This window comes from Microbacterium petrolearium, assembly GCF_054782875.1.
Map to the genome: position 1 here is coordinate 15,008 of NZ_BAAGRQ010000017.1, position 12,378 is coordinate 27,385.

At 69.3% G+C, this 12,378-nt stretch carries 12 protein-coding genes and 1 pseudogene; 7 read left to right on the forward strand and 6 right to left on the reverse strand.

The window, feature by feature from the left end; all coding sequences use genetic code 11:
* Position 1: 1 nt before the first annotated feature.
* The gene (locus ACYVJ0_RS11870; protein ID WP_460818010.1) at positions 2-1,369 is read right to left on the reverse strand and encodes an APC family permease; all 1,368 of its coding nucleotides are present in this window, start codon (positions 1,367-1,369) and stop codon (positions 2-4) included.
* Positions 1,370-1,547: 178 nt separating this feature from the next.
* On the opposite strand from ACYVJ0_RS11870, the gene ACYVJ0_RS11875 reads away from it, so the two are divergent.
* Positions 1,548-2,537 (forward strand): amidase domain-containing protein, encoded by a 990-nt coding sequence (locus ACYVJ0_RS11875; RefSeq protein ID WP_460818012.1) that lies wholly within the window; start codon positions 1,548-1,550, stop codon positions 2,535-2,537.
* A gap of 17 nt (positions 2,538-2,554) precedes the next feature.
* On the opposite strand, the gene ACYVJ0_RS11880 is transcribed toward ACYVJ0_RS11875, so the two are convergent.
* Both ACYVJ0_RS11880 and ACYVJ0_RS11885 read right to left on the reverse strand, forming a co-directional pair.
* Positions 2,555-3,454 (reverse strand): LysR substrate-binding domain-containing protein, encoded by a 900-nt coding sequence (locus tag ACYVJ0_RS11880; RefSeq protein WP_460818013.1) that lies wholly within the window; start codon positions 3,452-3,454, stop codon positions 2,555-2,557.
* A gap of 24 nt (positions 3,455-3,478) precedes the next feature.
* On the reverse strand, positions 3,479-4,153 hold the full coding sequence (locus ACYVJ0_RS11885) for an SDR family NAD(P)-dependent oxidoreductase (RefSeq protein WP_460818014.1): 675 nt from the start codon (positions 4,151-4,153) through the stop codon (positions 3,479-3,481).
* 152 nt (positions 4,154-4,305) lie between these two features.
* Here ACYVJ0_RS11885 and ACYVJ0_RS11890 point away from each other — a divergent pair, with 152 nt between their 5' ends.
* From ACYVJ0_RS11890 to ACYVJ0_RS11905, 4 genes are all read left to right on the forward strand, one after another.
* Positions 4,306-5,142, forward strand: coding sequence for an aldo/keto reductase (locus ACYVJ0_RS11890; protein WP_460818016.1), 837 nt, complete (start codon positions 4,306-4,308; stop codon positions 5,140-5,142).
* A 73-nt stretch (positions 5,143-5,215) separates the two neighbouring features.
* Complete coding sequence (locus ACYVJ0_RS11895) at positions 5,216-6,169, forward strand: LysR family transcriptional regulator (protein ID WP_449853986.1); 954 nt, start codon at positions 5,216-5,218, stop codon at positions 6,167-6,169.
* 122 nt (positions 6,170-6,291) lie between these two features.
* Positions 6,292-7,275: a putative oxygenase MesX gene (locus ACYVJ0_RS11900; protein ID WP_460818018.1), complete on the forward strand. Its 984-nt coding sequence runs from the start codon at positions 6,292-6,294 to the stop codon at positions 7,273-7,275.
* A gap of 25 nt (positions 7,276-7,300) precedes the next feature.
* Positions 7,301-8,341: a methionine synthase gene (locus tag ACYVJ0_RS11905; protein ID WP_460818019.1), complete on the forward strand. Its 1,041-nt coding sequence runs from the start codon at positions 7,301-7,303 to the stop codon at positions 8,339-8,341.
* 93 nt (positions 8,342-8,434) lie between these two features.
* Here the strand turns inward: ACYVJ0_RS11905 and ACYVJ0_RS11910 are convergent, their stop codons facing one another.
* Entirely contained in the window at positions 8,435-9,289 is an 855-nt protein-coding gene (locus ACYVJ0_RS11910; protein ID WP_460818020.1) for an SDR family oxidoreductase, read from the reverse strand.
* A 77-nt stretch (positions 9,290-9,366) separates the two neighbouring features.
* On the opposite strand from ACYVJ0_RS11910, the pseudogene ACYVJ0_RS11915 reads away from it, so the two are divergent.
* Positions 9,367-9,540, forward strand: a pseudogene (locus ACYVJ0_RS11915) (winged helix-turn-helix transcriptional regulator); the annotation flags it as partial.
* 84 nt (positions 9,541-9,624) lie between these two features.
* Here ACYVJ0_RS11915 and ACYVJ0_RS11920 read toward each other — a convergent pair.
* The gene (locus tag ACYVJ0_RS11920) at positions 9,625-10,242 is read right to left on the reverse strand and encodes a TetR/AcrR family transcriptional regulator (RefSeq protein ID WP_460818022.1); all 618 of its coding nucleotides are present in this window, start codon (positions 10,240-10,242) and stop codon (positions 9,625-9,627) included.
* Positions 10,243-10,285: 43 nt separating this feature from the next.
* Positions 10,286-12,109, reverse strand: a complete 1,824-nt coding sequence (locus ACYVJ0_RS11925) for a YhgE/Pip family protein (protein WP_460818023.1) — start codon at positions 12,107-12,109, stop codon at positions 10,286-10,288.
* On the opposite strand from ACYVJ0_RS11925, the gene ACYVJ0_RS11930 reads away from it, so the two are divergent.
* The gene (locus ACYVJ0_RS11930) at positions 12,077-12,364 is read left to right on the forward strand and encodes a hypothetical protein (protein WP_460818025.1); all 288 of its coding nucleotides are present in this window, start codon (positions 12,077-12,079) and stop codon (positions 12,362-12,364) included. The genes ACYVJ0_RS11925 and ACYVJ0_RS11930 overlap by 33 nt on opposite strands.
* The last annotated feature ends 14 nt before the right edge of the window (positions 12,365-12,378 follow it).

Below are 12,378 nucleotides of genomic sequence, written 5' to 3' on the forward strand. Positions count from 1 at the left end.
CTCATCGATCCGATGCGTCGGGTGCCGCACCCTCGCGTGCCCCGCGCTCCTCGCGGCGGCGACCGAACCGCGCCACGAGGAACAGGGCCGACCCGACGAGGATGTAGACCGCGGAGCCCAGCCACACGATGCCCGTCTGCTGCGTGAGCAGCACGATGCTCGCGATGATCGCGAGCAGGGGAACGATCCGCGGCACGGAGAAGTGCGGGTGCTCCACGCGGTCCTTCTTCAGCACGAGCACACTGATGTTCGCCGACACGAACACGAGCAGCAGCATGAGCACGGTCGTCGAGGCGAGCGTGGCGATGTCGCCGACCATCGTCAGCAGGAGCGTGACGCCGGCGACGGCGAGGATCGACACCCACGGCGTGCGGCGCTTCGGCAGCACGCGGCCGAACGCGCTCGGCAGCAGGTGAGCCTCGGCCAGCCCGTAGGCGACGCGGCTGGCCATGACGAGGAACAGCAGCGCGCCGTTCGCGATCGCCACGAGCGCGATGAGACTGAACAGCCATCCCGGCACCGCCACGCCGCTCGCCTCGACGACCTCGAGCAGCGGCCCCGTGGAGGTGGCGAGCTCGGCGGGCGGCACGACGATGACCGAGCCCACGGCGATGAGCAGGTAGACGGCTGCGGCCGTGAGCACGGCGCCGAACAACGCGCGCGGGTACGACCTCGAGGGGCTGCGCACCTCCTCGGCCATGTTCGCGGCGGCCTCGAACCCCAGGAACGAGAAGAACGCGATGATCGACGCCGCGAAGGCACCCTGCAGGGGCGGCACGTCCGGCGCGAACTCGACCAGGCGGGCCGGGTCGCCGTCGCCGCGCCCGAACACCATCGCCGCGAGCACGATGACGATCACGAGGCCCGTCACCTCGATCACGGCCGCCACGAGGTTCGCGGTGAGCGACTCCTTCACGCCGCGCAGGTTGATGAGCGTGAGCACGACGACGAAGGCGATGGCCGTGGGCACGGGCGGCACGTCGAGCAGCGCGGAGAGGTAGTCGCCCGCGAACGCGTTGGCGAGCGCCGCCGCGCTCGTGATGCCGGACGCCATCATCAGGAAGCCGACGAGGAACGACAGGTAGGGGATCCCGAATGCGCGATCGACGTAGCGGGCCGCGCCCCCGGCGTGCGGGTACTTCGTGATCAGCTCCGCGTAGGTGCCGGCGGTGAGCAGCGCCACGACGAGCGCGATGAGCAGAGGCAACCAGATGACGCCGCCGACGTCGGTCGCCATCGTCCCGACCAGGGTGTAGATCCCCGCCCCCAGCGTGTCGCCCACGATGAACGCGTACAGCAGCGGGGTGCCGAGCACACGCTTGAGGCCGGTGGGGCGGCCTGGCAGCGCGGGTGCGGTTGCGTCGGTCATCGCCCCACTCCATCCCCCGCCCGGCGGGGACGTAAAGGGACTGGCAGAGCTGCGCGATCTGTGGCATTGCGCCCGCGGCTCGCTGATCCGCCCACGGATCCGAACGGATCGCGGAATACCGCGGATCGGTGCCGCGTGCCTCAGGCGCCACGGAGGTACTCGCCGTAGCCTCGGGGTGATGCCCGAGAACGCCTCCACGCCGTCTTCGCGCGTGCGCGCACGTCGCGCGCGACGTCGGCGGGCGCGTCGCCGCGGGGTCGTCATCCTCGGCGGCGGCACCGCCCTGCTCGTGTGGGGCGTGAGCGCCCTCGTCGGGCTGCTGACCGGCGGCGAGGACGCTCCCGAGGCGCAGGCCCCGGCGCCGCAGGCGGCGAACGACGTGCAGACCGCGCAGGCGACGAGCGGCGAGGTCGCGGGCCGCGTGGCCGCGCTGAGCGCCACCTCCGGATCGCTCGTCGGCGGCGAGACCGTCACGGTCACCGGCGCGGGGCTCGAGGACGTCACGCGCGTGACCTTCGGCACCGCGGAGGCCGAGATCGCCGAGGCGGGCGCCGAGGCCGTCACGGTCGTCGTGCCCTCGGCGGTGGACTACGTCGCCGGGGAGGTGCCCGTCACGGTGCAGGAGGGCGACGTGCCGCTGGAGGGCACCGACGCGCTGCGCTACGCCTACGAGGCGCGCACGGGCGTGGACCGGCAGCTGCAGTACGCCCTCGCGCACTGGGACGACTACAACACCGCCGAATGGGGCGACTACAACCCCATCGGCGGCGATTGCATGAACTTCGTCAGCCAGACGCTCGTGGCCCGCGGCTGGGCGCAGCGCGACGACTGGTACCACGACGGCACGGCGTCGACGGAGACGTGGCGGTTCGTCCCGACCTTCGACGCGTGGATGACCGCGCACGCGCAGGAGCTGGGCGTGACGCGCCTCGAACTGGACCAGCGGGATCAGGTCAAGCTCGGCGACCTCGTCGTGTTCGACTGGGACGGCAACGGATCGCTCGATCACATCCAGCTCGTCTCCGACATCGACCGGGGCGACGACGGCACCGTGTCGATCCGCATGGCCGGCCACAACCTCGACTCCGACTACCGCGACCTCGACCGCGCGATGACCGAGGAGCACCCGGGCTCGACCGCGCACTTCTGGAGCATCCCGGGCGACTGAGCCGCCGCGCGAGCGGCCTAGCCCTGCTGCATCGCGAGATCCGCGTGCAGCTCGCCGAGGGCCGTCTGCGGCACGAACATGCTCGCGAACGCCCGCGCCGACGGCGACGGATCGGGGCAGGTGGCGAGGCGGATCTCCCATTCGGGCGCGTCGGAGAGCGGCGTGCGCACGAGGTGCTCGGCCGCCTGCTTGCCGGCGATCGACTCCGGCACGACGGCGACGCCGAACCCGCGCGTGACGAGGTCGACGAGCATGTGCACGTCGTTCGCCTCCACCATCGTGCGCCGGCTCACCCCGGCGGCGGCGAGCGCCGCGTCGAGCACGCGCCGGGCCTCCCACGCGCCGCCGAAGTCGACGGTGCGCGCGCCCTCGAGGTCGGCCAGCGTCGCAAACGGGACGGCGTCCGGCGAGAGCGCGACGAACGACTCGCGGCGCAGCAGCAGGCTGCCGGCCGGCGAGGCGGATCCCGCCGGCGCGGCCACGAGGGCGACGTCGAGACGGCCCTGGTCGAGCATGCCCGAAAGGCGCGAGCTCACGTCCTGCACGAACTCCAGGTCGGCGCGCGGGTGCTCCCGCGCGAACGAGGCGAGCAGGTCGACGATGTCGACGGCGCCGCCGAGGCACTGCTCGGCGCCGATGCGCAGCGCCGCATGCCCGGGCTCGTCACCGAGCACCGCGCGCTGCGCATCGCGCACCTGCGCGAGGATCCGCTCGGCCCAGGGCCGGAAGGCCGCCCCCGCCGTCGTCATCGCCGCGCCCTGGCGACCGCGGGTGAACAGCTGCGCGCCGAGCTCGCGTTCCAGGGAGCGGATCGACACCGACAGGCCGGGCTGCGACACGAACGAGCGCTCGGCCGCACGGGTGAAGCTGCCCTCCTCGGCGACGGCGACGAAGAACTCCAGCTGGCGAACGTCCATACGAGGAACGTTAGCCGCCGCGGATCAATACGGCTGGTTCTCCAGCTCGGTGGCGAACACGCGCAGCTCGCGGCGCTCCGCGTGCATCTGCCACAGGCGCTCCGCGAGCACCTCCGGATCCTTCTGCGCGTCGCCGGGGATGATCGCGCCCGGGATGATGAGCTGGCCGACGTAGATCGGCTCGTCCTTCAGCGCCTGGTGCAGCATCTCGATGTACGCGGTCTCGCCGGCGAACCCGATCGAGGTGCCCGCGAAGTGCTGCACCGGCTGCACCGCGCTGCCGCCGTTGACGAAGAGGAGCGATCCCGTCTTCAGCACGCGCATGCCCTGCAGCACCTGGTGCACGGCGGCCACGGGGCCGTAGATCGAGAACTCGACGGCGGCCCGGATGTCGCCGACGGTCGACTCCAGCAGCGGGCGCAGGAACTCCTTCTGCGGCAGCGGGTTGTACGACAGCACCTCGATGAGGCCGAGGTCCTGCGTCGCCTGGTCGAGGGCGGCGACGAGGCTGTCGGTGTTGCGCACGTTCGCCGCGTAGCCCTTGGCCGTGAAGCCGTCGGCCACGAGGTCGGCGGCGAGCTGGTCGACCCGCTCCTGGTTGCGGGCGATGAGCGCGAGGCTGTAGCCCTCCCTGCCGAAGCGGCGCGCGAGCGCCTCGCCGAGGTTGCGTCCTGCTCCGATGATCGCGATCGTCGTCATATCGACCACGTTAGGCCGGATGATCCGCACCGGCGGCCGCGAGCGCGATAGCGATCCTCTATGGAAGCGCCGAAATACGCGCGCCGTGCGGCATCGTTGTGGACCGGTGGCGGCGGGATCCCGCTGCCGACCCGAGACGAAGGAGAACGTCTATGACTTCCGTTCCCGAGATCCGGATCGCCGAGGGCGTCCGCATCCCGCAGCTGGGCTTCGGCGTGTACCAGGTTCCGCCGGAGGCGACCGAGGAGGCCGTGGCGACGGCCCTCGAGGTCGGCTACCGCCACATCGACACGGCGCAGATGTACGGCAACGAGCAGGGCGTCGGCGACGCGCTGAAGGCCTCGGGCCTGAGCCGCGACGAGGTCTTCGTCACGAGCAAGCTCAACAACGGCTTCCACCGCCGCGACGACGCGCTGCGCGCCGCCGAGCAGAGCGTGGAGCGCCTGGGCGGCCCGATGGACCTGTTCCTCATCCACTGGCCGCTGCCCACGATCGACGTCGACTACCTCGAGACGTGGCGGGCGATGATCGAGATCCGCGACCAGGGCCTCGCCCGCGCGATCGGCGTCTCGAACTTCCAGGTGCCGCACCTCGAGCGCATCATCGCCGAGACGGGCGTGACGCCGGCCGTCAACCAGATCGAGGTACACCCGTACCTCACGAACGAGACCGTGCGCGCCTACGGCGCGGAGCACGGGATCGCGACCGAGGCGTGGTCGCCCATCGCGCAGGGCGCCGTGCTCGGCGACCCGACGATCACGGCGATCGCCGAGCGCCTGGGCCGCACGACCGCGCAGGTCACGCTGCGCTGGCACATCCAGCGCGGCGACATCGTGTTCCCCAAGTCGGTCACCCGCTCGCGCGTCGAGGAGAACTTCCGCCTCTTCGACTTCGAGCTGACCGACGAGGACGTCCAGGCGATCTCGGCCCTGAACCGCGACCAGCGCACCGGCCCCGACCCCGACACGTTCGACTACATCCCCGCCTGAGCCGGGGATCGACCGGGGCCGCGCCCGCGTGCGACGCGGCGGCCGTGGCCCGCGGGTTGGATAGCTTGTGGCTATGGCACGTGGCGAGATCGGGACGACGAGCGGCATCACCCTGCAGCAGCTGCGGTACTTCGTCGAAGTCGCGGCGGAGGGCTCCATCACCGCGGCCGCGGAGCTGCTCTACGTCTCGCAGCCGACGATGTCGGCGTCGATGAAGGACCTCGAGCGTCGCGTCGGCCGCGCGCTGTTCACCCGATCCGTCCGGGGTGTCACCCTCACCGAGGACGGCACCGAGTTCCTCGGCTACGCACGCCAGGTCGTGGAGCAGGCCGAGCTCCTGGAGCAGCGATACCTGGGACGTCCGCCGTCGCGCCGTCTCCTCGCCGTCTCGGCGCAGCACTACTCGTTCGTCGTCGATGCGTTCGTCCGCATGGTGAAGGCGTCACCCGCCGCGGAGTACGCGTTCACGCTGCGAGAGACCCGCACCTGGGACATCATCGAGGACGTCCGGACGCTGCGCAGCGAGCTCGGCGTCCTGTATCGGAACGACTTCAACCGGAACGTCATCGACAAGCTGCTGCGCGAGTCCGGGCTCGCCTTCGCCCCGCTGTTCGTCGCAACCCCGCACATCTTCGTCGCGCGCACGAACCCGCTCGCCGCGCGCGAGCGGGTCACCCTGGAAGATCTCGAGGACGTGCCGCGCCTGACCTTCGACCAGGGTCAGAACAACTCGTTCCACTTCGCCGAGGAGATCCTCTCCACCCGGTCGGCGAAGCAGGACATCCGGGTGAGCGATCGCGCCACCATCTTCAACCTCATGATCGGTCTCGACGGCTACACGATCTCCACCGGCATCATCTCCGACGACCTTGATCCGTCGATCGTGGCGGTGCCCCTCGACGTCGACGAGCGCATCGAGATCGGCTGGATCGGCCACAGCTCCATCCCGCTCACGGGTCAGGCGGAGCGGTTCGTCGCCGAGATGCGCGATGTCGTCGCGGGCTTCGACGTCGAGCTGCTGACATAGGCAAAGGCTATGCGTCTCGGTCAAGCATCCCGATGAGGCTATGACCCCGCACCCGGCTTACAGTGGCGTCCACCGCGTGGGTCCGGCCCGCGCTCTCGCCACGAATCGAGGCACGGGATCACATGGCAACCGCATTCACCTTCCGCATCAGCACCACCCCCTTCGATGAGGACTACTCGCCGTCGTCCGGCTCCCGCGCCACGACGAACTTCGCGAACCTGGCCCGCGGCGAGGGGCGGCGGCAGAATCTCCGCAACGCGCTGCGGATGATCGACGATCGCTGCAACGACCTCGCACGGGACGGGAATCCGGCGCGCGACCGCTATGCCGTGGAGCTCGACATCGTCTCCGTGAACCTGCTCGGGGACGCCGACCGGGACGGCGTGGGGGTCCCGCTGATCGAGATGCTCGACGTGCACATCCTGGATCGGAAGACCGGCGAGCGCACGCCCGGGATCACGGGCAACAACTTCTCGTCCTACGTGCGCGACTACGACTTCAGCGTGCTGCTCCCCCGGCTCACCGCGGATGCGCCCGCGCCCGGCTTCCCGAGCGACTTCGGCGATCTGCACGGCAGGCTCTTCCGGGCCGTCGTCGACTCGGACGCGTATCGCCAGCGGTTCTCGCAGCCGCCCGTGGTCTGCATCAGCGTCTCGACCAGCAGGACGTATCACCGGCTCGGGCATCGGCACCCCGTGCTCGGCGTGGAGTACGAGCAGAGCGATTCCTCGCTGACCGATCGCTACTTCGCGAAGATGGGCCTGCAGGTCCGCTACTTCATGCCGCCCGGCTCGGTGGCGCCGCTGGCGTTCTACTTCGAGGGCGACCTGCTCCGCGACTACTCGGACCTGGCGCTGATCGGCACCATCAGCACGATGGAGGCGTTCCAGAAGATCTACCGTCCGGAGATCTACAACGCGACAACGGCCGCCGGCGAGGTGTACCGGCCGAGTCTCGACAATCCCGACTTCATGGTGACCGAGGTCGCCTACGACCGCGAGGAGCGCAGCCGGCTCGCGGCCACGCAGGGCGCGTTCGCCGAGGAGCACATCATCGCGCCCTATGGAGCGCTGCTCGACGAGTGGACGAGCAGCTATGCCCACTGATCGCACGAGACACGGAGAGTCGCCGATGAACACGCTGCTGCCCACCTCGATCGTCGGCAGCCTGCCCAAGCCCGTGTGGCTCGCGGAGCCGGAGACGCTGTGGTCGCTCTGGAGGCTCGAGGGCGTGGAACTCGCGGAGAGCACACGGGATGCGCTGCGGCTCGCGGCGGACGATCAGCTGCGCGCGGGGCTCGACATCGTCAGCGACGGCGAGCAGACGCGCCAGCACTTCGTCACCACGTTCATCGAGCACCTCAGCGGGGTCGACTTCGAGCGGCGCAAGACCGTGCGGATCCGCAACCGCTACGACGCGAGCGTGCCCACGGTCGTCGGCGCGGTGAGCCGCGAGCGACCGGTGTTCGTCGAGGACGCGAAGGCACTCCGCGCGCTCACCGATCGACCGATCAAGTGGGCCCTTCCCGGCCCCATGACGATGATCGACACGCTGTACGACGGCCACTACGGCAGCCGCGAGGAGCTCGCGTGGGAGTTCGCGACCATCCTCAACCAGGAGGCCCGCGAGCTCGAAGCGGCGGGCGTGGACATCATCCAGTTCGACGAGCCCGCCTTCAACGTCTTCTTCGACGACGTGAAGGACTGGGGTGTGGCCGCCCTGGAGCGGGCTGTCGAGGGCCTGCGCGCCGAGACCGTGGTGCACATCTGCTACGGCTACGGCATCAAGGCGAACACCGACTGGAAAGCGACGCTCGGATCCGAGTGGCGCCAGTACGAGGAGTCCTTCCCCCTGCTGCAGCGCTCGACGATCGACACGGTGTCGCTGGAATGCCACAACTCCCGCGTGCCGGTCGAGCTCATCGCGCTGCTCCGGGGGAAGAAGGTGATGGTGGGGGCGATCGACGTGGCCACCCACGCGATCGAGACGCCCGAGGAGGTGGCGGCGACGCTGCGTCGCGTGCTGCCGTTCGTCGATGCGGAGAAGCTGTTGCCCAGCACCAACTGCGGCATGGCGCCCCTGCCGCGCACGGTCGCGCGCGACAAGATGATCGCGCTCGCCGCCGGCGCCGAGATCGTCCGGGCGGAGCTGGCGGGAGCGCGGACGGTGTAGCGGCGCGCGGAAGCCGCGGCGATGGACGTCATCGCGACTCCCGCCCCGTGGGCGGGGATTGCACGCGCGTGGTGAATCCCCGCCCAGCCGGTCTCAGAGCGCCGCGCGCAGCCCCTCGACAAGGGGTGTCGTCGGGCGACCCAGCAGGCGCGCGAGCGTGCCGTCGGCCTCGGCGAGCGCGCCGTCGCGGATGTTGGCGTCCAGTGCTGTGACGAAGGCGACCGTGCCCGCATCGAGACCGGCCGCCTCGAGCGCGGCGGCATGCTCCTCCGAGCTGAGCGGGGTGTACCGCACCTCGCGCCCGACGATCTCCGACGCGGCGGCGGCGAGCTCGTCGAAGCTCCACGCGACGTCGCCGCTCAGCTCGTAGACCTCGCCGATGCGCCCGTCCTCGGTGAGGACGATCGCGGCGGCCTCGGCATAGTCGGCGCGCGTGGCCGAGGCCACGCGACCGTCGCCCACGCTGGCGGCGATGACGCCGGTGTCCTTCGCACGCGCCACGTCGGCGACGTAGTTCTCCGTGTACCAGTTGTTGCGCAGGATCACGGCGGGCAGACCCGCGGCGGCGATCGCCTCCTCGGTCGCCTTGTGCTCCGGCGCGAGCACGAGGTCGCTCGTCGTGGCCCGGGAGGCGCTCGTGTACACGAACTTGGCGACGCCCGCCGCACGGGCGGCGTCGATGACGACCTGGTGCTGCGCGGCGCGCTTGCCGACCTCGCTGCTCGAGATGAGCAGCACGCGGTCGGCACCGTCGACGGCCGCGGCGACGGTCTCCGGCCGGTCGTAGTCGAGCGCGACCACCTGCACCCCGCGCGCCGCGAGGTCGGCGGCCTTCGCGGTGTCCCGCGCGCCCGCGCGGACGGTGGCGGGGTCGACGCCGCGGGCGAGCAGGCTGTCGACGACGAGGCGGCCGAGGTGGCCGGTGGCACCGGTGACGAGGATGGTCATGGTGAGTCCTTTCTCAGGGGTTCGCCGACGACAACGCCCCGATCGCGCGCCGCCTTCCCGCGAGCGGGTACCCACTTTCGACCCTGCGGACGCTCGCCGCCGACGGCCTCGTGCACCGGGAGTCGTTCCCGAGCGTGCCGCCCCACGTCGAGTACAGCCTGACTCCCCTCGGCCGAGACCTCATGGAGCGGATGCTGCCGCTCGTCGCCTGGGTCGCCGACCACGCCGAGGGCATGGTCGGCCGACGGTAGGTTCGACCGCGACGCCCACCCACCGCACGCTTCTGCTCTTGATCAGGCCGATCTCACACCGCTTCTCGGATGTTCCGGTCACGCTCAGGCCACGATGTCGGGATTCGACGCGATGAGCGCTGCCTGCTCGGTCCATGACAGGCCGACGATGCTGAGCACAACTCGCGCAATAACCGACGGGTCGCTTCCTGTGGTCAGGCGAGTCTGGCGCAAGGTGGCGCGGGCTGTCTCTTCGATCAGGATGGCGAGGACTTCGGGTGAAACGTCTCTTCGGAAGGCCCCTGCTGCTATGCCGGCATCTGTGAGTTCGCGGACGCGTCGTCGGAGAGGAGCGAGTGCACGGACTGTCTCTGAGACGTGGGGTTCGCTCAGTGCGATGTTGGCGGTTGCGCGCACTGCTGAGGCTTCGCGCCAAAGACGTGCGGCGAGGCGGGCCAGAGCGACGCGCGAGTCGGTGTCGTCGGTGGTCTGGGCGATCATATTGAAGCGCTCAGCGCCGAGCGCGATGACCTCTCTCAGCAAAGTCTCGCGGTCGGCGAAGTGGCCGTAGAGAGCACGTCGTGACAGGCCTGCCGCTTGCGCGATGGTGTCGAGGGAGGCTTGGGGGTTCTCGGCGAGCACGACCTGCGCTGCGTGGAGGAGTGCTTTGCGGTTCGTCGTGGCGTCGCTTCTGCGCTCGCGAGCAGGAACCGAGTCCGACAAGGCTATGGACTCTCGTGGAGACATGATCACCTTTCGCGGGCGCTTACATGAGCTTGGTGGATTCAAGCGCCTCTGACATGCCGCGGTTGTACGCGATGAGGGGGCGCCGCAGCACCAGGCCGAGCAGGAGGGCCGGGACGATGAAGAGAGCGAGCAGGAGAAGAGAGATCCAGAAGTCCGCTGCGTAGACGCCGCCGATCGCCGACCGCAGCGCCTGAATCGCGTAGGTGGCGGGCAGGAATGGGCTGATGTTCTGGAACCAGTCGGGCAGGAGCTGAAGGGGGTAGGCGCCGCCAGATCCGGAGATCTGGATGACGAGCAGCAGCACGCATAGTGCCTTTCCGGCGTTGCCGAACGCGACGACCGCGGTGTAGACGATGAGGGTGAATACGAGGGAGATGATCCATCCGGCGAGGATCATGAGCAGCGGGTGAGCGGGCTCGATCCGGACAAAGAGGATGAGCCCGAGGGTGAGCAGTGTGCTCTGGGCAAGGCCGACGAGTCCGAAGATGCCGTATCGTCCGAGGTATTTTTGGGTCGTGGTGAGTTCGGAGGTGCCCGACAGTGTGTTGTGGTTGACGTCGACGCGGATAGTGACTGTCATCAACAATGCTCCGACCCAGAGCGCGAGGATGGTGTAGAGCGGTGCCATGGCGGCGCCGAACCCGGCGACCGGGAACACCGCGGTGCGGTCCACCCGGACGGGTTCCCCCAGTGAGGTGGCGAGGACGCCGGGATCGCCTCCGATGATGTCGCGGAGTTCACTGAGATCACCGGTGTCAGTTGCGGTTCCGAGCGCCTGCTCGAGCTCGTCGAACCGGTCGGCCAGTTCACCCAGTGAGGTGGAGATCCCATCTGCGATGGTCTTTCCCCGGTCGATGGCGGTCATCACGGAGTCCGATGAACCCGACAGGCTCGAGGACACGTCGGCAAGGTCGTTGGACACGATGGAGATGTCCGAGTCGAGCCGTGAGAGCGTAGAAGACAGAAGGTCCAGTTGCGGCTTCAGTCCGTCGGCGTATGCGCTCTGTGCGTTCTGTACCGCGGTCTTCGCATCGGCGATCGTGGCGAGGATCTCCTGGTGAGAGCGCTGCTCGGAGGCGTTGTCGTCCTGGATGTCCTGCGCAGCTTGGACGAGACTGTCGTGCACAGCCTGCTGCCGCGCGATCGCGTCGTCGAGGGCGGCGATGACGGTATCGAGGGCGCCTTCGGCAGCCTCGGGCAGTGTGGGCCGAACCTCGGTGTCAAGGGCGTCGCGAATGGTGCGGTAGCGGTCGACCTGGTCCTGGACTCGTGCCGCTAGGTCAGTGAGCACCGTCACGCGATCGCCGCTGAGGGAATCCATGTCCACGTAAAGGTCGTCGATGCGATCGCCGACCGCGTTGTAGCTGTTGGCCGTCGCGGACAAAGCGTCGGAGACTCCTTGGGTGGCGGTACGCAGAGCGGAGCCGAGGGAGTCGACCGCATCGCTTCCGCTACCGACGGCGCCGGAGGCGTCGCTGAACGCGGCTCCAGCGGAGCCGACGAGGCCGGAAGCACTGTTCACCACGGGGATGCTGGAGTCGAAGAGGGCGGAGAACATGTCGGCGGTCTGCGCACTCGAACGCAGCTGCGTCGTGAGGCTGGCCACGCGTGCTTGGAGCCGGGCCAGTGCGGCCTGGGTGTCGTCGTCGGTGAGGAAGTCGGAGAGGGAGGAGAGCAAGCCGAGCGCGATCTCGCTGAGGGTCTTGGTGAACGTCTCGGTGATCTGCGCGGACACACCGTCGGCACCCTGTTCGGTGATCTTGGGAGCGAGCGCGTTCTTCTTCTCATTGGTGTAGAGCGCGATGTCGGTGTGCTCCGCACCGTCGACGTAGAACGTCATCATGTCGGCGCTGAAGGACTGCGGAAGCACGATTGCGGCGTAGTACGCACCCGACTTCGTACCGTCGATCGCATCATCTTCGGTCGTGATGACCCAGTCCAGATCGTCGTTGGCGCGCAGCGCGGACAGGACCTGCTCGCCGACGTTGATCCGGACTGGAATCAGAGCAGCGAACCCGAGATGCTGTGGTTCCTGATCGAGGACATCTTCGCCGCTGGGGACGCTACGCCCGCGCCATCGCCCGATGGGAGCATGTGACAGGACGAATCGCG